A 19,991-nucleotide genomic window follows, 5' to 3' on the forward strand; every position below is an offset into this window, starting at 1 on the left:
CCGGCGGGGCCGTCGTCGGGGACCAGTCCCCGAACCCCGGCGCCTCAACCGCCGGCGAGGCTGAATTTGCTCGGGTTGCCGGCCCCCCAGGGGTGGCCGTGCGGCTGCTTCGGTCACCCCTGGGCGGGGTACGGGTCCGTCCTCAAGCGCCGGACAGGCTGGTTTGTGTGCGGGTCGACCCGGGCCCGGGTGGTGGTGCGGGTTGGCGGGGCCTCCGGGCTCACCTCCTCGGGGTCGGCGAGCGTACTCACCAGGTCCCGTGCGGGCCTGCCTCCGCCGATCCCCTGCGGGGGCGACCCTGCACCCCCACCCACGCAGCAAGCGAGGCCGGACCGTACCCCCGCCGGGGGAAAAGGGGGTGCGGGACACCGTACCGACACGGGTCCGGCAGGGCGGGACCCCGGACGAGCACGACGTCCTCGTACCGACGCGGGCCGGACAGTCGGGGCCCCGGACGAGCGCACCGCACACGTACCGACGCGGGTCAGGCAGCGCAAGGCCGCGCCCGGCGTCAGGACGGGCCCGCGTGGGTCGCGTCCGGGACCGGGACCTGCGGGCCGCACTCCCGCAGCCAGCGGCGCAGGACACGGTGGACCCGTTCCGCGCCGACCAGTTCCCCCCCGTCCGCCACCGGCGCCGACAGTTCGCCCGGCGCCAGCAGGAACGGCTGGGCCTGTTCCCCGCCGAGCCCACCGTGGGAGCCGATCTGGCGTTCAAAGGCGTGCACCTCGCCGGTCTCCGGGTCGTACCGCGAGTTGATCATGATGTCGGCGACATGGGGGAAGGTGTCGGCGCGGCGGACGGCGTCGGCGGCGCCCTTGCCGAAGACCGCCAGCGGACCGTCGTCGGTGAGTTCGCCCACGGGCACCTCCGCGCCGCCGGGGCCGAGGACGACCGAGCCGTGGCGTTCGCTGCGGACCAGCAGGAACCCGATTCCCGGGTGGGCGGCGAGGGTGGCGAGCAGCGTGGGGTGGCGGGCGTCGATCTCCTCCCGGCTCAGCCGGGTGGGGACGTCGGGGAAGGAGACGAGCGCGAGGTTGCCGGAGGCGAGGACGACGGGTTCGCCGCCGGGGCCGGTGGCCGGTGGGGGCGGCTCGCCCCCGGTGGCGCGCCGGTGCAGGGCGCCGCGCAGGGCGTCCCCGGCGGCGGCCCGTGCCTCCGCGCCGCTGCGGGTGCGTTCGGCGCGGCGGGAGACGGGCAGTCCGCAGCCGGCGCGGACCAGGTCCTTGATGTCGAGCCCGTACGCGCTCTCGAAGGTCTCCCCGGGGCTCTGGCCGTGGTCGGAGAGGAGCACGATCCGGTAGGCGCGCGGGGCGTGCTCGGCGACCTGGGCGATGAGTGCCAGGGAGCGGTCGAGGGAGGCGAGGACCTGGGCGGCGTCGGTGCTGTGCGGCCCGGAGTGGTGGGCGACCTCGTCGTAGGCGACGAGATCGGCGTAGACGGCGCTGCGCCCGGCGAGCATGTCGCCGAGGACGGCCGCGACGACGACGTCGCGGGAGACGACGGTGGCGAAGGCCCGGATGAGGGGGTAGAGCCCGCCCCGGGGCACGCGGGGTCCGGTGCCGCGCAGCCGGGCGCGGGTCGACTGGCCGATCTCGCGGCAGACCTCGGCGACGAAGGAGCCGGCGGTGCGGACCGCGTTCGCGGGGTCGGAGAAGTAGGCGAAGTAGCCCGCGCGGGAGCGGTTGGCGCGGCCGCGCCGGGTGGAGACGGTCAGGACGAGGGCGACCTGGTCGGCGCCGCCGCTGAAGAGGTTGCCCCGGCTGGCGCCGTCGAGGGTGAGGAGTCCGCCGTCGCCGGTGCGTTCGATCGCCCTGCGCTGGAGTTCGATCGCGCTGGCGGGCCGGTTGCTGACCATCAGCCGGCCGGTGTCCTTCTCGTACCAGCGGAACGCCGGTACGTCGTGGTTGCTGCCGTGCAGGATGCCGAGCTGGCTGGAGCCGGTCTGGCTGGACCAGTCGGTGCGCCAGGGGACGAGCCGGTGCCCGTCGGCGAGCCAGCCGGCGACGGTGGGCATGAGGCCGTCCTTGGCGGCCCGCAGCAGCACCTCGTGGCCCACGCCGTCGAGCTGGAGGAAGACCATGCCGGGGTGGTCCCGGCCGGTGGTGCGGTCGCCGGTGCGGCGTCTTCGCCGGGTGGCGAGCCGGGAGAGCCTGCGGCGGTAGGCGTCGTCGTCGCGGACGGCGAGCGCGGTGGAGGTGGCGGAGGCGACGGCGGACATGACGGCGGCCACGACGACGGCGGTCTCGGGGGCCGCGCCGCCGCGGCCGTCGGGGGTGAGCCGCAGGGCGAGCAGCAGCAGGGAGCCGTTGAGGAAGAAGACGAGGAGGCCGAGGACGAACGCGGGGACCAGGAGCAGCGCCCGGACGATCAGCGGCCACACCAGGGCGGTGAGCAGGCCGAAGACGCCGGCGCCCCAGGCGGCGGTGAGGGCGGTGCGGGTGACGCTGTCCCCGTCGGGGGACTGGAGCCGGAAGTCGGGCAGCAGCGCGGCCAGCGCCAGCATGGTCAGGGTGGAGACCGCCCAGACGACGATCACCCGCAGCAGGGCGCGGCCCGCGCCGCGCCATCGGCCGTTGTGCACGCCTTGACTCACCTCGTCCTCGGGATCGGACGTCCAGCCTGGCACAGCGGCGGGGACGGTCCGGACGGCCGGGCGTTTCGGGCCGGGGGCCGCGCGGGCGGCCCCGGTGCCGGGGCGGGCGGGCTCAGCAGCCGTCGTAGCCGGCGGTGGGCATGGAGAGCCTGCGGTGGACGTCCGCCTTCATGGCCGCGTCGTACACCGGTTCGTCGAGACCGGCGGTCTCCAGGGGGATGCCGCGCCGCCGGCATTCGGCGAGGAAGCCGGTGACGGAGGCCATCGCGCGGGCGAGGACGCGTTCGTTGGGGACGACGAAGAGGTCGACGTGGCCCTCGTCCACGTCGGTCCACAGGCCGCGGTGGTCGGGGCGGAGCCCGTACACGAGGAGCTGCCGGGTGACGGTGTGCCCCCGGTCCGCCGCCCAGCGGGCGCACATGGCCTGCTGGCCCCGGGTGTCGACCAGGAAGGGTTCCCGGTCCAGCTCCTCCAGGGGGGTCAGGCTGGCGATGGCCGCCACACGTAAGCCGTTCATGGTCGTTCACCCTGCTCTCGATCGTTCGCCGCAGACCCTACTCCGCTCAGGGCATAGGCTCGTACGCGTACGGTCGGCGCGGCGGCCCCGGGAGGAGCCGCCGGGGACGCCGGGGCCGTGGGAGAGGAGCGGGCGCGTGCCGGTGGAGGTCACCTGGTGGGGTCATGCCACGTGCACGGTCGAGGACTCCGGTACGCGGGTGCTCACCGATCCGCTGTTCGCGCGCCGGCTCGCGCATCTGCGCCGGCGGCGCGGGGAGCTGCCCCCGCCGGAGGCGGCCGTCGCGGACGCGGTGCTGGTGTCGCATCTCCACTCCGATCATCTGCATCTGCCGTCGCTGGCGCGGCTGGCGCCCGGTACGCGGGTGCTGGTGCCGCGCGGGGCCGTGCGGTCGGTGCCGGGGCTGGCCCGACTGGGGCTGCGGGTGACGGAGGTGGCGCCCGGGGACGAGGTGGCCGTGGGGCCGCTGACGGTACGGGTGGTGTCCGCGCTGCACGACGGCCGGCGGCTGCCGGTGGGGCCGCACCGCTCGCCCGCGCTGGGTTTCGTCGTCCGCGGTGAGTCGCGCACGTACTTCGCCGGGGACACGGGTCTGTTCGACGCGATGGCCGACGAGGTCGGCCCGGTGGATGTGGCACTGCTGCCGGTGGGCGGCTGGGGTCCGTTCCTGGGCCATGGCCATCTGGATCCGGACCGGGCGGCGCAGGCGCTGGCCGCGCTGGCGCCCCGGGCGGCGGTGCCGGTGCACTACGGCACGTACTGGCCGATAGGGCTGGACGGGATCCGGCCGCACGAGTTCCACTCGCCGGGGGACGAGTTCGTCCGGAAGGCCGCCCGGCTGGCGCCCGCGGTGGCGGTGCACCGGCTGGGCCACGGCGAGCGGGTGCGGCCGGGGGCGACGCGGTGACGTCGCTGGTGCCGGAGGCGCTCGGACGGCTGTCGGAGCTGATGGCGGGGGTGCCGCCGGAGTCGACGCAGCGGGCCGTGGGCTATCCCTCGCTCTTTCTGCTGGTGGCCCTGGGGGCACTGGTGCCGGTGGTGCCGACGGGGGCGGTGGTCAGCTCGGCGACGGTGGTCGCCCTGCACCAGACGGCCCCGCTGGCGCTGGTCCAGGTCTTCGCGGTGGCGGCGGCGGCCGCCTTCGCCGGGGACATGACGCTGTACTGGCTGGGGCAGCGCGGGGTCCGGTCGAGGAACGGCTCCCGCTGGCTGGAACAGCTGCGCGGGCACGCCGCGCCGGACCGGCTGGAGCAGGCGCAGGCGCGGCTCGCCGAGAACGGCACGACGGTGCTGGTGCTCTCCCGGCTGATCCCGGCGGGGCGGATACCGGTGATGCTGGCGTGTCTGCTGGCCCGGATGCCGCTGGCGGCCTTCGCCCGGGGGAATCTGCCCGCCTGTCTGGCCTGGGCGGTGACGTACCAGCTGATCGGGATCCTCGGCGGGTCGCTCTTCGCACAGCCGTGGCAGGGCGTGGCGGTGGCCGTGGGGCTGACGGTGCTGATCAGCGCGGGGCCGGCGCTCTGGCGCCGGCTGCGGCGGGGACGGGGCCGGGGACGGCCCGACTCGCCGGGCAGCACCGCCTGAGCGGCGCGGCCCGGCCTGATTCTCCCGTACCGCCCGGCCGGGCCGTGCCGCCGGCGGGGGTCAGACGACGGTGACCGGGTGCCGGACCACGGCGTCGAACAGATAGCCCTGGGTGTTGTGGGCGGCCCGGACCGGCTGCACGTTGCCGCGCAGATCGGTGGCCCGGCTGAGCAGGGTCGCGGGCCCGGCGCTCCGGGGGGTCCACTCGGCGCTCCAGCGCGTCCAGCCGTGGCGGCGGGGGGCGTCGTGCAGCCGGGCGGGGTGCCAGCGCGCGCCGCCGTCGGTGCTGACGTCGACGCGGCGGATCGGTGCGGCGGCCGACCAGGCCCGCCCGGTGAGCCGGAGCGGGGTGCCCGCCGGTACCCGCTCCTCCCAGGGCAGTTCCAGGGCGCTCTTGATGGTCTGCCGGGTCAGCGGGGCGCTGCCGCCCGGCGGGTGGCCGGGTCCGAAGAGCCGGTAGAAGCGGGTGTTCCAGGGGGAGGCGAGCGGGGTGTCGCTCACCTCGATGTCGCCGACCCATTTGACGGAGGCGATCCCGATCCAGGCGGGGACGACCACCCGGACGGGGAAGCCGTGGTCGTACGGGAGCGGCTCGCCGTTCATCTCGTACGCCAGGATCACGTCGTCGAGGGCCTTGGCGACGGGCAGCGGGCGGCGCACCCGGCCCAGGTTCTCGCCGCCGGTGACGAAGTCGTCGTCCAGGCCGCGCGGCATCACGTCGACGGCGGCGGAGGTCAGTCCGGCGCGGTGGAGCACGTCCCGCAGCCGCACCCCGCGCCAGCGGGCCGCGCCGATGGCGCCCATGGTCCAGGAGGTGCCGCTGACCTCCTCGCCCTGCTGGGTGGTGAAGAGGCTGCGGCCGTTGCCCGCGCACTCGATGACGGCGGTACGGGTCACGGAGGGCATCGACCGCAGCTCGCCGTAGCCGAAGTGGACCGGGCCGCCGCGCAGTCCGCCGCCCCAGACCGTCAGCCGCCAGTCGTTCTCGTCCAGGATCGGGCTGCGGGTGTGGTTGCGGACGAAGAAGAGGGAGGCGGGGGTCAGGTTCCCGGTGTGGCTCAGGGCCGGGAACCGGGTCTCCGCGTTGGTGCCCCGGATGGTGAACACGTCGCCCGGCAGGGGCTTCTCGATCCCGGGGGCGACAGCAGGGACGGCGGCGCGGGTGGCGGACAGTGCGGTGGTGGACGGTGCGGTGGCGGCCCGCGCGGGCCCGGCGGTGCCCAGGGCGGTCGCGGCGAGCGGTGCGGCGGTCAGGAGCCGGAGCAGATCACGGCGGCCGGGTGCCATGGACAAGAAAGCCTCCTGGGCGGCTGTGCGGGCGGGAGCTGGCCGGGGTACGGGAGGGGGCTGCGCGGCGGGATGTCAGCGGCGACAGGGGCGGGCCCGGTGGGACAGGGCTGCGGTGACGACGGCCATGCGGGTGATCCTAGGGGGACGGCCGACGGGCTGGTAGGGCGTCACCGGCGCGGCGCGGGTGATCGGCACACGAGGGCCCGGGGGCGTGGCCGGGGTGCCGACGGGGTACCCGCGACCCATGTCGACTCCGTACACACCGGGTGCCGCGTTCCCCGGACGACGCACGACCGCGCGCCCCGGGCCGGTGGCGGCCGCTCTCCTCGGGCAGGGCGCCGCCGGGCTGCTCAGCCACTGGGACCGGCGGCTCTTCCACACGGTGGCGACCCGCCGCTGGCCCGGCGCGGAACCGGTGCTGCCACGGCTGAGCCGGGCCGCGAACCACGGGCTGCTCTGGTTCGGCACGGCGGCCGGGATCACGGTGCTGGGGCGCGGGGTCCGCTCCCGCCGGGCGGCGCTGCGCGGGGTGGCGTCGCTGGCGGTGGCCTCGGCCGTCATCAACACCGTGGGCAAACGTTCGGTACGCCGGGCCAGACCGCTGCTCGACGCGGTCCCGGCGATCCGCCGGCTGGAGCGGCAGCCGTTCACGACGTCGTTCCCGTCGGGGCACGCGGCCTCGGCGGCGGCGTTCGCGACGGGGGTGGCCCTGGAGTCGCGGGGCTGGGGCGCGCTGGTCGCCCCGGTGGCGGCGTCGGTGGCCTTCTCCCGGGTCTACACCGGGGTGCACTATCCGAGCGATGTCCTGGCGGGGCTGGCCCTGGGCGCGGGGGCGGCGTTCGCGGTACGGGAGCTGGTGCCGACCCGGGACCGGCTGCCGTCGCCGGGCCGGGCGGTGGCGGCGGCTCCGGCGCTGCCCCGGGGCGAGGGCCTGGTGGTCGTGGTCAATCAGCGGTCGGGTTCGGCGGATTCGGCCGCGCTGCTGCGGGATGCCCTGCCGCTGGCGGAGGTCGTGGAGTGCGGGCCGCGGGAGCTGGCCGGGGAGTTGGAGGGCGCGGCGCGGCGCGGGCGGGCGCTCGGGGTCTTCGGCGGGGACGGCACGATCAATCTGGCGGCGGCGGTGGCGGTGGAGCGGGGGCTGCCGCTGGCGGTGTTCCCGGGCGGCACGTTCAACCACTTCGCCTACGACCTGGGGGTGGAGACCGTGGACGACACCTGCCGGGCGCTGGCGGGCGGGGAGGCGGTCCGGGTGGACCTGGGCCGGTTCACACCGGGACCGCCGCCCGGACCGGGTGCGAACGGGTCCGGTACGCCCGGGTCCGGTACGAACGGGTCCCGGTCGGCCGGATCCAGTCGCGGCGCACGTCCCGGGTACTTCCTCAACACCTTCAGCCTGGGCGTCTACCCGGATCTGGTGCGCATCCGCGAACGCTGGTCCCCCCGGGTCGGCGGCTGGAGCGCCGGGGTGCTGGCGGCGGTACGGGTGCTGCGCGACGGCCGTCCGCTGGAGGCCGTCGTCCAGGGTCGGCGGCGGCCGCTGTGGCTGCTGTTCGCCGGGAACGGGGTCTACCGGCCGGTGGGCCCGACCCCCGGCCACCGCGAGGACCTGGCCGACGGCCTGCTCGACGTCCGGGTGGTGCACGGCGGCCGGTGGCCGGGGCTGCGGCTGCTGGCGGCGGCCCTGGCCGGTCCGCTGAGCCGGTCCCCGGTGCACGCCGCCGAACAGCTGCGCGCGGTGCGGATCTCGGGGCTGCGGCCCGGCACGGCGATGGCGTACGACGGCGAGGTCGTCCCCGCGCCCACGGATCTGACGCTGGACAAGGTGCGCGAGGCGCTGACGGTCTACCGGCCCCGGAACCTGCGCTGACACCGCCCGGACCCCCTCCGGGACCCACTCCGGGTTCCACATAGTGGATCCCACATGACAAGACAATCAGTCTCAGCATATGAATATGCCTCCGTGACAGACGCACGAGAGGCAGACCTGCCATGCCACAGGAAACGCGCCAGGAAACGCATCGGGAAACGCTCCGGGAAGCACGTCGGGAGGCGCACGGGGCGCCACGCCGGGAGACCGCCGTCTACACCCACGGCCACCACGCCTCCGTGCTCCGCTCCCACACCTGGCGCACCGCCGCCAACTCGGCCGCGTACCTCGTCGGCGAACTGACCCCCGGCGCCCGGATCCTGGACATCGGCTGCGGACCCGGCACCATCAGCGCCGACCTGGCCGTACTGGTGCCCGACGGCCGGGTCACCGGCGTCGACCGGGACCCCGGGGTCGTGGAGCGGGCCCGGGCGCACGCCGCCGAACGCGGTGCGGCCAACACCGACTTCGCCGTCGCCGACGTCAACGCGCTGACGTTCCCGGACGGCTCCTTCGACGTCGTCCACGCCCATCAGGTCCTCCAGCACCTGGGCGACCCGGTGCACGCGCTGCGCGAGATGCGCCGGGTGTGCCGGCCGGGCGGTCTTGTCGCGGTGCGGGACGCCGACTACGGCGCGTTCACCTGGTATCCGGAGGTCCCGGTGCTGGACGACTGGCTGGCGCTGTACCGGCGGGTCGCCCGCGCCAACGGCGGCGAGCCCGACGCCGGTCGGCGGCTGCTCTCCTGGGCGCGGGCCGCCGGCTTCACCGACATCACGGCCACCGCCGGCACCTGGTGCTACAGCGGCGCCGACCGGGAGTGGTGGAGCGGCCTGTGGGCGGAGCGCACCACGGCGTCGGAGTACGCCGGGATCGCGGTGGACGGCGGGCACACCACGGCGGACGGGCTCGCCGCCATCGCGGACGGCTGGCGGGAGTGGGGCGCCCGGGACGACGCCTGGTTCCTGGTCCCGCACGGGGAACTGCTCTGCCGCGCCTGAGGGCCCGTACACCCCGCCCGGGACCGGTGGACGACGGCCCGTCACCCACCGGCAGGGGCACGGCACTTCCGGTGACCGGGTGCGCGCGGAAGCTCTACGCTCGGCCCATGGACATCCTCGGAACCACGCTGCGGATCTGTGTCGACGACCTGGACTCGGCCGCGGCGGTCTATGAACGCATCACCGGGAGGACCCCGCAGCGGTACGAGCGCGGCGGGGTCCAGGTCGCGGCCGTCGGCTGCTTCCTGCTGATGAGCGGCCCGGAAACGGAGTTGGAGGTGTTGCGTAAGGTCACCGCGACCATCGCCGTCGCGGATGTGGACGACGCGTGCGCCACGCTCAGCGAGGTCGGCGCCCGGATCGTCGCGGGCCCGGTGCCGACCCCGGCGGGCCGCAATTTGATCGCCGTCCACCCGGACGGCTCGATCTTCGAGTACGTGGATCTCAAGCCCGCCACCGCTCAAGGGCCGGTCCCCTAGGGGGTGTCGGGGTCGCCGGGGTTCATGCGGTAGTCGTACTCCTCGGGCAGCGGCTCGTCGGTGAGCGCCGCCCACACCGTGCCCAGTTCCCTGGCGGCGCCCTCCTGGAGGTCCGCCACCTCGAAGCCCTCGTCGAAGACGGCGCGGGCGTCGGCGGGCCGGCCCTCCGCCAGCAGCAGGCGTGCGAGGAGCAGCCGGAAGCGTCCGCGCCGCTGGACCGCCGGGCGCAGCCGGGCCCACACCGAGCGGGCTTCGCCGGTGCGGCCGGTGCGCAGCAGGATCTCGATCGTCTCCCGGCCGAGTGCCGCCGTCGCCGCCGACCAGGTCTCGCCGTCGTCACGGCGTTCCTGGCAGAGGTCGTCGAAGGCCTCCAGGGAGCGGTCGGCTGCGCGTTCGGGGTGGCCGTCCTCGTCGTCCGCGACGGCGAGGGCGCGCAGCAGCGGCCAGCGGGACGGTGCGAGTGCCAGTCCCCGTTCCCAGCTGCGGACGGCCTGGGCCCGGTCGCCGGCGTGCCACTGGGCCACGCCGAGGTGGTACTCGGTGTGCGGGTCGGCGGGCGCGGTTTCCAGCATGTCCCGCCAGTGGGGGGCGACGAGGGTGGGGCCGGGCGGGGTGACCCTGCGGGGTTCGGGGAGCGCCCCGGTGGTCAGCAGGGCACGCCAGGGGGCCTGTTCGTCGCCGAGGGTGGATGCGTCGAAGGGGGTGCCGGGGAGTTTCACGCCGGAGCGGAGCTGTTCGAGGGCGCCCCAGCCGGAGCCGGTGGCGAGGGTGCGGACGGGTTCGGTGTCGGCGGCGGGCAGCCATTCCCGGTAGGCGGTGTCGACCTCGGCGCGGGGCAGCGCGGCGGCGAGCCGGCTCTCGACCTCGGCACAGGCGGCGGCCCAGTTGTTGCCGTGGACGGTGCCGGAGTCGGCGTCGAGCGGGCCGTAGCACTCCAGCCAGCTGATGTCGCCGCCTTCGGGGATCCGGACGTGTTCGAGCTGGGTACGGGCGAGTCCGGCCTGGATCTCCGCGTATCCGGGGGTGTCGGGTGCGGTCAGCCAGCGCTGCCAGCGCCGGCCGCCGCGACCGGAGCCCCAGAGGAAGAGTTTGCGGCCACGCAGGGTGTCGGTGGAGGTGTGGGCGAGGCCGTGGCCATGGCCGTCCAGGGCGGTGATCCACTTCCGGCCGCCGGCCGGGATCTCGTAGAAGTAGTCGGCGGCGTGCTCGCTCCGCAGCGGGTAGGTGCGGTCCTCGCCCCGGTAGTCGGGGACGGGGACGCGGGTGAGGGCGCGGGCGTAGCCGAAGTGCCAGGCTTCGTCGGCGGGGGCGACGACCCGTGTCGTCGGTGTTTCCGCGACGGCGATGTTGGACCACCAGTACAGGGGTACGGCGCGCTCGTGCGGGTTGCGGACGCGTACGCCGACGCGGAGGAAGGCGGAGTCGGCGGGGAGCCACAGATCGATCTGGAACGGGAGGTCGCGCAGGCGTTCCCACTCCCAGAGGCGGACCATCTCGCCGCCGTCGGGGGCGGGTACGGCGGCGGCGTGCAGCGGGGCCATGGCGAGGGTGGTGTGGCCGGTCGTGCCGATGTTCCATTCGACGCCGCCGGAGTACCAGGCGCCGTTGAGGGCGAAGCCGGCGGGCTGGACGACGGGGTTGCGGTAGAGCAGTTCGCGGCCGGTGGGCTTGTGGTGGAGGGAGTGGATCCGGCCGCCGAGGCCGGGCAGGACGGTGACCTTGAGGTGGTCGTTCTCGATGACGATCGCGTCGAGGTCGGCGGGGGCGCGGTCGCGGCCGTAGCCGTCGAGCAGCCGGACCGGCAGGAGGGTGCGGGGCCGGCCGTGGCCGAGCTGCCGGGCCATGTCGCGCGGGAGTTCGGCGCGGGAGCGGTCGTCGAGGGAGTGGTGGACGGGGAGGGGCCGCAGCGGGGGCAGCGGATTGGCGGGGCCCACCGGCGCCACGGGCAGGGTCAGTACGGTGCGCCGCACGGTCGTGGCGGTCGTGGCCAAGGCAACCTCGCTTCACTTCTCGGGGCCGCCGGCTCCTGTTGGGCGGCCCGACGACCATGGAACAGGTTCGGTGGCTCCGCGGACAGGGGCCGGGCGCGTCACTCTTCGGCAAAGTCGCCCGGCGCTGCCGGGGCAGCGGGCGTGGCCGCCGGGCCGGGGACGGGCAGGACGGGCGGGCCGGGGGCGGGCAGGACGGGCATGTCGGCGGTGATCGCCCAGCGCTCGTGGTCCCGCCACCGGCCGTCGATCCGCAGGAACGCGGGCGAGAAGCCCTCCCGGCGGAATCCGGCGCCGCGCACCAGCCGGAGCGAGGCGGTGTTGCCGGGCTGCACATTGGCTTCGAGGCGGTGCAGGCCGAGGGGTCCGAAGGCGTGGGCGACGACCAGCCGCAGCCCTTCGCCCATCAGTCCGCGCCCGGCCGCGTGGGCGAAGGCGCCGTAGCCGAGCGCGCCGCAGCGGAAGCCGCCCAGGACGATGTTGTTGATGTTGACGAAGCCCGCGATCCGGCCGGAGTCCCGCTCGCAGAGGAGGAATCCCGCCCGCGCCGGGTCGTCGGTGAGCCGGCCCGCCCACTCGGCGAAGTCGGCGGCCGTGAGCGGCGGGAAGAGCCAGGGGTGGTGGAGTGCGGTGCTGGCCCGCGCGGCGGCCGTGAACGCGGCCGCGTCGCCGGGACGGACGGGCCGCAGGGCGGTCCGGGGCCCGATCGCGGTCCAGGACTCGGGCCCGGAGCCGGAGCCGGTCGCGGACTCGGACTCGGACTCGGAGCCGGTCGCGGGCAGGTCCGGGATGGCCGTCGGGTCCGGGGCGGCCTGCCGGTGCTGTTCGGGCATCGGGCCAGGTTAGAGCGGTGCCGTCGGGGCGGCTAACGGGTTTTGCGGCGGAAGAGATAGCCGCCGCACAGCGCGCCGACGACGAACATCGCGAGGAGCGCCAGATAGAGCGGCATGGTGACCACGGGGATCAGTACCCGGATCTCGACCCGCTCGGTGTTCTCGAAGATGAACACGATCGCGAGGACCGCGAGCACGGTGAAGGCGATGCGGCCGGGCGTGAACCACTCCCTGATGCCGTCGGCTCCGCGTCCGGTCCGGGCACCCCGCGATCTCTCCCTGGCGTTCATGGCACCAGAATGGGCCGTGGTCCCGCCCGGCGAGCGGTGGAGCGGGCCGTACGGGTGAGAGGCCCTGGCTCTCGGCGCGTTCGGCCACAGGGCCGGGCCACCGGCACCCCTCGACCCGATCCCGACCCGCTCTTGTCTGACAAGCTGGGTCCGGGGATCGGCCGTGCGACGGCGCCCACCGCACCGGATTTCCGGGACCACCCCGACAGCGAGCCCAGGAGGAACCGTGGCAGCCAGCCGGCCGCAGCGCAGACCGGTCGTCGCCCTGTACGAGCGGATCGCCGACGCCGTCCACGACGGCACCTATCCGCCCGGGTCGACCCTGCCGTCCGAGCCCCGGCTCGCCACCGAGCTGGGCGTGAGCCGGCCCGCCCTGCGGGAGGCGCTGCTGCTGCTCCAGGAGGACGGCCTGGTCACGGTGCGGCGCGGGGTGGGCAGGACGGTCAGCGACAGCCCGCCCCGGCGCGGCTTCGAGCGGCTGCGCCCGCTGGAGGAGCTGCTGGCGGGCGGCGATCCGGTCCGGGTCTCGGCGCTGCTGCGGGCGGTGGAGGAGCCGACCGACTTCACCACCCAGCATCTGCTCGTGCCGGCCTCCTCCGAGCTGCGCTTCTGGGAGTCGGTGCTGACGGCGCCGGGCGCGGCGGGGGTGCTGAGCCAGGAGTGGGCGGCCCCCGACGACGTGCTCGCGGCGGTCCATCCGGCCTTCGCCGACGCGCTGGGCTCCCCCGGGGCGGGCGGCGGCTCGATGCTGGCGGTGCTGGCCGGGGCCTCGCGCGGGGTGACCCTGAGCGCGCACAGCCAGGTGAGCGCGACCCTGCTGGGGCGGCGGCGCGGCAAGCAGCTGGACCGGGCGCCGGACACCCCCGCCGTCCTGGTCACCCAGGTGGTGCGGGTGGGGTCCGCGCCGGTGCTCGCCGCGAAGCACATGCTGCCGACGGGGGCGCCCGCGCTGCCCCTGCTCCAGTCGGGCTGACGAGGCCAAGCCACTCCCGGGCCCCCGGGCCGGCGCCGGGAGCGAGGGTACTCCCCGGGGGGCGAAATCGGGGCACAAGGGGAGCACAGGGGGCGGGCCGGGCGGCCCGCTCCCCGGCCGCCGTCACCGTGCCGTACACTCCCGGGGCATGCACTTGTCTGACATCCTCCGCGCGCCCAAGGCAGTCCTCCACGACCACCTCGACGGCGGCCTGCGCCCCGCCACCATCATCGAACTCGCCCGGGAGCACGGCTACGACAAGCTGCCCACCCAGGATCCGGCCGCCCTCGGCACCTGGTTCCGGGACGCGGCCGACTCGGGTTCGCTGGAGCGGTATCTGGAGACCTTCGCCCACACCTGCGCGGTCATGCAGACCCGCGAGGCCCTGGAGCGGGTGGCGGCGGAGTGCGCGGAGGACCTGGCGGCGGACGGTGTCGTCTATGCCGAGATCCGGTACGCGCCCGAGCAGCACCTGGAGCGCGGGCTGACCCTCGACGAGGTCGTCGACGCCGTGAACACGGGCTTCCGTGAGGGCGAGCGCCGCAGCGGCGGCCGGATCACCGTCGGCACCCTGCTCACCGGCATGCGGCACACCGACCGCTCCGCCGAGATAGCCGAGCTGACCGTCGCGCACCGCGACCGGGGCGTGGTGGGCTTCGACATCGCCGGCGGCGAGATCGGCAACCCGCCCGCCCGCCACCTGCCCGCCTTCCAGCACCTGAAGCGGCACAACTGCCACTTCACCATCCACGCGGGCGAGGCCGTCGGCGCGGAGTCGATCCACGAGGCGGTGCAGGTCTGCGGCGCCGAGCGGATCGGGCACGGCGTGCGGATCACCGACGACATCACCGTCCACGAGGACGGCACGGCGACCCTCGGGCACCTCGCGGCCTACGTCCGGGACAACGGGATCGCGCTGGAGGTCTGTCCGACCTCGAACCTCCAGACGGGCGCGGCGAAGGACTACGCCTCCCACCCGATCGACCTGCTGCGCCGCCTCGGCTTCCGGATCACCCTCAACACGGACAACCGTCTGGTGTCGGGGACGACGATGAGCCGCGAGTTCGCGCACATGGTGGAGGCGTTCGGGTATGGCCCGGAGGTCTTCGAGGAGTTCACGGTCGCGGCGCTGGAGTCGGCGTTCCTGCCGCTGCCGGAGCGCCGCCGGCTGATCGACGAGGTCGTCCGCCCCGGTTACGCGGCCCTGCGCCAGGGCTGAGGGGCCGCACCTTCGCCGGTCCGCCGTCCTGCCGTCCCGCCCCCGTGTTCCGGGGGCGGGACGGCAGGTCACAGGGATCGGGACCGGCCGGACGGTCGGAGCGCGGTCAGAGCAGCGCGGGCTGCTCCAGGGTCAGCGTCCCCGCGTCCGCGTCGAGGACGGCGGGGAGCCCCAGCGGCACGGTCAGGTTGCGGTCGCCGTGGCCAAAGCCCAGCTCCTCGACCACGGGCACGCACAGCCCGCCCAGCCGGTCCCGGAGCACCTCGCGGATGGTCTCGTAGGGTCCGCACTCCGCCCAGGAGCCGAGGGCGATCCCGCTCACCCCGTCGAAGAAGCCGCCGCGCAGCAGCTGGGTGAGGACCCGGTCGAGCCGGTAGTCCTCCTCCCCCACGTCCTCCAGGACCAGCAGTCCGCCGGCGGAGGTGGCACGGGCGGCCGGGGTGCCCAGGTCGGCGGCGAGGAGGCTGGCGCAGCCGCCGAAGGTGACGCCCCGGGCCCGTCCCGGTATCAGGGGCCGGGCCGTCTCCAGGCCGATGCCGAGGACCGACTCCGGCTCGAAGAGGGTGGCCCGCAGATGCTCCCGGGTGGTCTCGTCCTTGAGGAAGGTCAGGGCGGCGACCATCGGCCCGTGCAGGGTGGCCAGGCCCATCCGGGCGGCGAACGCCTCGTGCAGCGCGGTGACGTCGCTGTAGCCGACGAAGACCTTCGGCCCGGCGGCCCGCATGGAGCCCCAGTCGAGGCGGTCCACCATGCGCTGGGCGCCGTAGCCGCCGCGGGCGCAGATGACGGCGTCGACGGTGGGGTCGCACCACGCCTCGGTGAGGTCCCGGGCCCGGTCGCCGTCGTACGCGGCGAGATAGCCGAACTGTCCGTGCCGGTCGAGGACGTGCGGCAGGACCACCGGCTCCAGCTCCCAGGAGCGCAGGACGGCGAGCCCGTCCTCCAGCCGGTCCTCGGGCACGGGCCCGCAGGGGGCGACGACGGCGACCCTGGACCCGGGCCGCAGCCGGCGCGGTCGGGTGAGCGGGGTCAGGGTCATTTCCTCAGCTCCAGGGGTGCGGTGTCGGGCCGGTCGATGCCGAAGGTGCGGACGTAGAGGGACAGCTCGGCCTCCAGGGCGCGGATCATGGTCTCGGCCATCCGGAAGCCGTGGCCCTCGCCCGCGAAGGCGAGATACGCGTGCGGTACGCCCCGGCCCGCCATCTCGGCGAGGAACCGCTCGGCCTGCGCCGGCGGGCAGATGACGTCGTCCAGCCCCTGGAGCAGCAGGAACGGGGCGGTGATCCGGTCGGCGTGGCCGAGGGGCGAGCGGTCGCGGTAGCGCTCGGGCACCTCGTCCAGGGGCCCGATCAGGGTGTCCAGATACCGCGATTCAAAGTCGTGGGTCTCGCCGGTGGCCCACCCGAGGAGGTCCAGGACAGGGAAGATGATGGTGCCGCAGGCGTAGACGTCGGTTCCGGCGAGGGAGGCGGCCGTGGTCCAGCCGCCGGCGCTGCCGCCCCGGACGGCCAGCCGCGCCGGGTCCGCCGTGCCCTCGTCGGCCAGGGCGCGGGCGACGGCCGCGCAGTCCTCGACATCGACCACGCCCCACTGTCCGCGCAGCCGGTTGCGGTACGCGCGGCCGTAGCCGGTGGAGCCGCCGTAGTTGACCTCGGCGACGCCGATGCCCCGGGAGGTGAAGTAGGCGATCTCCAGATCGAGGACGAGGGGTGCGTGCCCGGTGGGGCCGCCGTGCGCCCAGATCACATAGGGCGGCAGTTCCCCTTCGGGGGCGGTGTGGTCCGGGTGGTGCGGCGGGTACACCTGGACGTGGATCTCCCGCCCGTCGGGGCCGGTGAAGACGCGCTCGCGGGGCTTCGGGTAGTGGGCGGGGTCGACGGGGTCCCGGTGGCGGGCGCCGATGACGCGGGTGTGCCCGGTGCGGGTGTCCAGCTCGACGACCTCGTACCCGCTGCGGGGGGAGGCGGCGACGCCGATGACCCGCTCGCCGTGGACGGCGAGGGAGGGCGCCCACTCGGTCCACGGCCCGGCCGCGTCGACGACCTCGCCGGTCTGCGGGTCCAGGATGCCGAGGGCGGTGGAGCCCTTGCCGTGGACGACGGCGATCAGCCCGTCGTCCAGCGGGTGCAGCCACTTCAGGCCCGGCTTCCACAGGGCGCCGCCGAACTCCTCGGCCCGGCCCGGCGCGAGCGGCACGGCGGCCGGGCGGGGCGCGTCCAGCTCCTCGGGCGCGGTGCGGTACGGGGCCCACCAGCCGGTGGCGTCGCCGAGGTGGAGCAGGGAGCCGTCGGGCGCCCAGTCGACCTGGCAGACGGATTCGTCGGGCCCGCCGTGGACCGGGCGGGCGCCGGTGAAGGGCCCCGGGCCGTCCGGTACGGCGGCGAGGATCACCTCGGTGCCGTCCCAGGGCATCCGGGGGTGGTCCCAGGCGATCCAGGCGGCCCGCCGCCCGTCGGGGGAGAGCCGGGGGCCGGTGACGAAGCGGTGCGCGCCGTCCCCGGCGTTGGCCAGCTCCCGTACCGCGCCCCGGTCGTCGGCGGCGGAGCCGTCCAGCGGTACGGCGGCGATGATCCGGCGGACGTCGGTGGGCGCGGGCCCGGTGAACTCCTCCAGCACCCCCCAGACCTCGCCCCGCCCGGGGTGGATCCGCAGATCGGCCCAGCGCAGCCCGCCGCCGGTGGCCGAGAGGGGCGTCAGCGGCCGGGGCCGGGCGCCGGGGGTGTCCGGCTCGTACCCGTACAGCCGCTGGTCGGGGAAGTGGACGAAGACCACCAGCGGGGTCCCGTCGGCGCGCACCGACCCGGCCCAGGGGTGGCCCCCGTACTCTATGACGCGGCTGCGCACGTTCCACGGGGCGGGCAGGACGCTCTCCTCGGTGCCGTCGGCGCGGCAGCGCACCAGGGTGCGCCGGCCGCCCTCGTCGGGGCGGGGCGCGGTCCACCAGATCTCCGCGCCGACGGTCCCGGGGAACTCGGGCCGGCCGTCGTGGGAGGCGGCGGTCGCCGCGTCGACGGGCGACGGCCAGGTGCCGTAGGGCGCGATGCGGACGGTGCCACCGGTGGTGGCGGGCTGGTTCGCCATTGGACGGATCCCCCTCAGGCAGAGCGCAGGTAGTGGTCGAGCACACGGACGCCGAAGTGCAGGGCGTCCACCGGGACCCGCTCGTCGACGCCGTGGAACATCGCGGAGTAGTCGTAGCCCTCGGGCAGCTTCAGCGGGGAGAAGCCGTAGCCGGTGATGCCGAGCCGGGAGAACTGCTTGGCGTCGGTGCCGCCGGCCATGCAGTACGGCAGGACGTGGCCGTCGGGGTCGAAGCGCTCGATGGCGGCGCGGAGCTTGGCGAAGGTCGGCGAGTCGACGGGGGCCAGCAGCGGCACCTCCCGGTGGTGGAACTCCCACTCCACGCCGGGCCCGGTGAGCCGGTCCAGGGTGTCCGCGAACTCCTGCTCGGTGCCGGGCAGCATCCGGCCGTCGATGTAGGCGGTGGCCTGCCCGGGGATGACGTTGACCTTGTACCCGGCCTCCAGCATGGTCGGGTTGGAGCTGTTGCGCACGGTCGCCTCGACCAGGGCGGCGGCGGGGCCCAGCTTGGCGATGAGTTCGTCGGGGTCGAAGTCGTCGGCGGTGGTGTCGGTGTCGATGCCGTGCAGGACGGCGAGTTCGGCGAGGGCCGCGCGGACGGTGGGGGTGATCCGGACGGGCCACTGGTACTCACCGATGCGGGTGACGGCGGCGGCGAGTCTGCTGACCGCGTTCTCCCGGTTGACGCGGGAGCCGTGCCCGGCCCGGCCGTGGGCGGTGAGCCGGAGCCAGGCGGTGCCGCGCTCCCCGGCGCCGACGGGGTAGAGCGTCATGCCGCCCCCGGCGTGGAAGGAGTACGCCCCGGACTCGCTGATGCCCTCGGTACAGCCCTCGAACAGCTCCGGGTGCCGGGCGACGAGGAAGCCGGAGCCGTCCTCGGCGCTGGCCTCCTCGTCGGCGGTGTACGCGATGACGATGTCCCGGCGGGGCCGCACGCCCGCGCGGGCCCACGCCCGGACGACCGAGAGGATCATCGCGTCCATGTTCTTCATGTCGACGGCGCCCCGGCCCCAGACGACGCCGTCCCTGACCTCGCCCGAGAAGGGGTGGACGGTCCAGTCGGCGGGCTCGGCGGGGACGACGTCGAGATGGCCGTGGACCAGCAGGGCGTCGGCCGAGGGGTCGGTGCCCTCGATGCGGGCGACCACGTTGGTCCGCCCGGGGACGCGCTCCAGGAGGGCCGGTTCGAGCCCGGCGGCGGCCAGGCGCTCGGCCACGTACTCGGCGGCGGGCCGCTCCCGGCACTCCCCGCCGCCCCGGTTGGTGGTGTCGATACGGATCAGCTCGGAGGTGAAGGCGACCACCTCGTCGAGCGCGGTCGCGTCGACCGGGCCGGGGGACGGCTCCTGGGGGTGGGGGTACACGTGCTCAGCCATACTGCTCCTCCACGGCTGCGGAAACGATCGTGGTCACGGCCTTGAAGGTGCGGATGGCCTCGTACATGGTGTCGCTGGTGTACGCGGTCCGGCGCTCGCCGGAACGCTGCACTCCGGGCACCACGGTCGCGGCGGCGGCCAGGTGCTCCGCGTCGAACTCCAGCTCCATGGTGTGGGGGCCCGCCGTCACCGGCTCGTGCCGCACGGCGAGGGCGGCGGCCTCCTTGGCCTCGGCCCGGATGTCGGCGGCCGTACGGGCGGGGGTGCGGCAGACCGCCGCGTACCGCGAGACGTGGTCCTTCACCGCGACCGTACGGGCCCGCGGCGCGTACCCCCCGGCATCGACACAGGTCAGGTCATCGCCGGTGACGAGGATGACAGGAACGCCGTACTCCGCGACGACGTGGGCGTTCAGCAGGCCCTCGCTCGCGCGGACGCCGTTCAGCCAGACGCCGGTGAGCTGGTTGGCGAGATAGGTATGGGCGAGCACGCCCTCGGTGCCCGCGCCGGTGTGGTAGCCGATGAACGCGATGCCGTCGATGTCGCCGTGCTGCACCCCCTCCACCATGGAGAGCGACTTGTGCCGTCCGGTGAGCATCTCGACCCGCTCGTCCATCCGCTCCAGGAGGAGGTTGCGCATCGACCAGTGGGCCTCGTTGACGAGCACCGCGTCGGCGCCGCCGTCGAAGAAACCGAGCGCGGCGGCGTTCACGTCGGACGTGAACATCGGGCGGCAGCGCTCCCACTGGGGATTGCCCGGCAGCACGTCCGCCGGCCACGTGACTCCGGTGGCGCCTTCCATATCGGCGCTGATCAGGATCTTCATCGGCTCACTGTAACCCTCCCGGCCACGGCGCCCCGAGGACCTGTGGACAACCTCACGGATCCCCCGGGTGC

At 75.1% G+C, this 19,991-nt stretch carries 17 protein-coding genes; 7 read left to right on the forward strand and 10 right to left on the reverse strand.

Going from position 1 to position 19,991, the window contains the following annotated elements; all coding sequences use genetic code 11:
* Positions 1–511: 511 nt before the first annotated feature.
* Both SYYSPA8_RS36340 and SYYSPA8_RS36345 read right to left on the reverse strand, forming a co-directional pair.
* A complete protein-coding gene (locus tag SYYSPA8_RS36340; protein WP_323451745.1) occupies positions 512–2,584 on the reverse strand; it encodes a phage holin family protein in 2,073 nt (690 codons plus the stop codon).
* 124 nt (positions 2,585–2,708) lie between these two features.
* Complete coding sequence (locus SYYSPA8_RS36345) at positions 2,709–3,113, reverse strand: hypothetical protein (RefSeq protein ID WP_323451746.1); 405 nt, start codon at positions 3,111–3,113, stop codon at positions 2,709–2,711.
* 136 nt (positions 3,114–3,249) lie between these two features.
* On the opposite strand from SYYSPA8_RS36345, the gene SYYSPA8_RS36350 reads away from it, so the two are divergent.
* Positions 3,250–4,020 (forward strand): MBL fold metallo-hydrolase, encoded by a 771-nt coding sequence (locus SYYSPA8_RS36350; protein WP_323451747.1) that lies wholly within the window; start codon positions 3,250–3,252, stop codon positions 4,018–4,020.
* Positions 4,021–4,061: 41 nt separating this feature from the next.
* Positions 4,062–4,697: a DedA family protein gene (locus tag SYYSPA8_RS36355; RefSeq protein ID WP_323451779.1), complete on the forward strand. Its 636-nt coding sequence runs from the start codon at positions 4,062–4,064 to the stop codon at positions 4,695–4,697.
* A gap of 60 nt (positions 4,698–4,757) precedes the next feature.
* Here SYYSPA8_RS36355 and SYYSPA8_RS36360 read toward each other — a convergent pair whose 3' ends face one another.
* Positions 4,758–5,984, reverse strand: coding sequence for a sulfite oxidase (locus SYYSPA8_RS36360; RefSeq protein WP_407706165.1), 1,227 nt, complete (start codon positions 5,982–5,984; stop codon positions 4,758–4,760).
* Between the two features lie 247 nt (positions 5,985–6,231).
* On the opposite strand from SYYSPA8_RS36360, the gene SYYSPA8_RS36365 reads away from it, so the two are divergent.
* From SYYSPA8_RS36365 to SYYSPA8_RS36375, 3 genes are all read left to right on the forward strand, one after another.
* On the forward strand, positions 6,232–7,854 hold the full coding sequence (locus SYYSPA8_RS36365; protein ID WP_323451749.1) for a bifunctional phosphatase PAP2/diacylglycerol kinase family protein: 1,623 nt from the start codon (positions 6,232–6,234) through the stop codon (positions 7,852–7,854).
* A 122-nt stretch (positions 7,855–7,976) separates the two neighbouring features.
* Positions 7,977–8,855, forward strand: coding sequence for a methyltransferase domain-containing protein (locus tag SYYSPA8_RS36370; protein ID WP_323451750.1), 879 nt, complete (start codon positions 7,977–7,979; stop codon positions 8,853–8,855).
* A 107-nt stretch (positions 8,856–8,962) separates the two neighbouring features.
* On the forward strand, positions 8,963–9,334 hold the full coding sequence (locus SYYSPA8_RS36375; protein WP_323451751.1) for a VOC family protein: 372 nt from the start codon (positions 8,963–8,965) through the stop codon (positions 9,332–9,334).
* Here the strand turns inward: SYYSPA8_RS36375 and SYYSPA8_RS36380 are convergent.
* From SYYSPA8_RS36380 to SYYSPA8_RS36390, 3 genes are all read right to left on the reverse strand, one after another.
* A complete protein-coding gene (locus SYYSPA8_RS36380; RefSeq protein WP_323451752.1) occupies positions 9,331–11,325 on the reverse strand; it encodes a DUF5107 domain-containing protein in 1,995 nt (664 codons plus the stop codon). The genes SYYSPA8_RS36375 and SYYSPA8_RS36380 overlap by 4 nt on opposite strands.
* Positions 11,326–11,423: 98 nt before the next feature.
* Positions 11,424–12,155: a GNAT family N-acetyltransferase gene (locus SYYSPA8_RS36385; RefSeq protein WP_323451753.1), complete on the reverse strand. Its 732-nt coding sequence runs from the start codon at positions 12,153–12,155 to the stop codon at positions 11,424–11,426.
* A 32-nt stretch (positions 12,156–12,187) separates the two neighbouring features.
* Entirely contained in the window at positions 12,188–12,445 is a 258-nt protein-coding gene (locus tag SYYSPA8_RS36390) for a LapA family protein (protein ID WP_323451754.1), read from the reverse strand.
* Positions 12,446–12,671: 226 nt separating this feature from the next.
* On the opposite strand from SYYSPA8_RS36390, the gene SYYSPA8_RS36395 reads away from it, so the two are divergent.
* Both SYYSPA8_RS36395 and SYYSPA8_RS36400 read left to right on the forward strand, forming a co-directional pair.
* Positions 12,672–13,418: a GntR family transcriptional regulator gene (locus SYYSPA8_RS36395; RefSeq protein ID WP_323451755.1), complete on the forward strand. Its 747-nt coding sequence runs from the start codon at positions 12,672–12,674 to the stop codon at positions 13,416–13,418.
* Positions 13,419–13,566: 148 nt separating this feature from the next.
* Entirely contained in the window at positions 13,567–14,637 is a 1,071-nt protein-coding gene (locus SYYSPA8_RS36400; RefSeq protein WP_323451756.1) for an adenosine deaminase, read from the forward strand.
* A gap of 106 nt (positions 14,638–14,743) precedes the next feature.
* On the opposite strand, the gene SYYSPA8_RS36405 is transcribed toward SYYSPA8_RS36400, so the two are convergent.
* Genes SYYSPA8_RS36405 through SYYSPA8_RS36420 form a run of 4 tightly spaced genes read right to left on the reverse strand, consistent with a single transcriptional unit; the run spans position 14,744 to position 19,920 of the window.
* Positions 14,744–15,676 carry a S66 peptidase family protein gene (locus SYYSPA8_RS36405; RefSeq protein ID WP_323451757.1) on the reverse strand — a complete coding sequence of 311 codons (933 nt, stop codon included), beginning with the start codon at positions 15,674–15,676 and terminating at the stop codon, positions 14,744–14,746.
* Positions 15,673–17,718 carry a S9 family peptidase gene (locus SYYSPA8_RS36410; RefSeq protein WP_323451758.1) on the reverse strand — a complete coding sequence of 682 codons (2,046 nt, stop codon included), beginning with the start codon at positions 17,716–17,718 and terminating at the stop codon, positions 15,673–15,675. The genes SYYSPA8_RS36405 and SYYSPA8_RS36410 overlap by 4 nt, the downstream gene beginning before the upstream one ends.
* Before the next feature lie 14 nt (positions 17,719–17,732).
* Positions 17,733–19,094 carry a M20/M25/M40 family metallo-hydrolase gene (locus SYYSPA8_RS36415; RefSeq protein WP_323451759.1) on the reverse strand — a complete coding sequence of 454 codons (1,362 nt, stop codon included), beginning with the start codon at positions 19,092–19,094 and terminating at the stop codon, positions 17,733–17,735.
* On the reverse strand, positions 19,087–19,920 hold the full coding sequence (locus SYYSPA8_RS36420) for a M55 family metallopeptidase (protein ID WP_323451760.1): 834 nt from the start codon (positions 19,918–19,920) through the stop codon (positions 19,087–19,089). The genes SYYSPA8_RS36415 and SYYSPA8_RS36420 overlap by 8 nt, the downstream gene beginning before the upstream one ends.
* Positions 19,921–19,991: the final 71 nt, after the last annotated feature.

The sequence above is a fragment of the Streptomyces yaizuensis genome (genome assembly GCF_034961445.1).
In the GTDB taxonomy this organism is placed as follows: domain Bacteria; phylum Actinomycetota; class Actinomycetes; order Streptomycetales; family Streptomycetaceae; genus Streptomyces; species Streptomyces yaizuensis.

Excerpts from the sequence above, each read along its gene's own strand:
- SYYSPA8_RS36345 (WP_323451746.1), bottom strand. The coding sequence starts at position 3,113 with ATGAACGGCTTACGTGTGGCGGCCATCGCCAGCCTGACCCCCCTGGAG.
- SYYSPA8_RS36355 (WP_323451779.1), top strand. The coding sequence starts at position 4,062 with ATGGCGGGGGTGCCGCCGGAGTCGACGCAGCGGGCCGTGGGCTATCCC.
- SYYSPA8_RS36360 (WP_407706165.1), bottom strand. The coding sequence starts at position 5,984 with ATGGCACCCGGCCGCCGTGATCTGCTCCGGCTCCTGACCGCCGCACCG.
- SYYSPA8_RS36365 (WP_323451749.1), top strand. The coding sequence starts at position 6,232 with ATGTCGACTCCGTACACACCGGGTGCCGCGTTCCCCGGACGACGCACG.
- SYYSPA8_RS36370 (WP_323451750.1), top strand. The coding sequence starts at position 7,977 with ATGCCACAGGAAACGCGCCAGGAAACGCATCGGGAAACGCTCCGGGAA.
- SYYSPA8_RS36375 (WP_323451751.1), top strand. The coding sequence starts at position 8,963 with ATGGACATCCTCGGAACCACGCTGCGGATCTGTGTCGACGACCTGGAC.
- SYYSPA8_RS36385 (WP_323451753.1), bottom strand. The coding sequence starts at position 12,155 with ATGCCCGAACAGCACCGGCAGGCCGCCCCGGACCCGACGGCCATCCCG.
- SYYSPA8_RS36390 (WP_323451754.1), bottom strand. The coding sequence starts at position 12,445 with ATGAACGCCAGGGAGAGATCGCGGGGTGCCCGGACCGGACGCGGAGCC.
- SYYSPA8_RS36400 (WP_323451756.1), top strand. The coding sequence starts at position 13,567 with ATGCACTTGTCTGACATCCTCCGCGCGCCCAAGGCAGTCCTCCACGAC.
- SYYSPA8_RS36405 (WP_323451757.1), bottom strand. The coding sequence starts at position 15,676 with ATGACCCTGACCCCGCTCACCCGACCGCGCCGGCTGCGGCCCGGGTCC.
- SYYSPA8_RS36410 (WP_323451758.1), bottom strand. The coding sequence starts at position 17,718 with ATGGCGAACCAGCCCGCCACCACCGGTGGCACCGTCCGCATCGCGCCC.
- SYYSPA8_RS36415 (WP_323451759.1), bottom strand. The coding sequence starts at position 19,094 with ATGGCTGAGCACGTGTACCCCCACCCCCAGGAGCCGTCCCCCGGCCCG.
- SYYSPA8_RS36420 (WP_323451760.1), bottom strand. The coding sequence starts at position 19,920 with ATGAAGATCCTGATCAGCGCCGATATGGAAGGCGCCACCGGAGTCACG.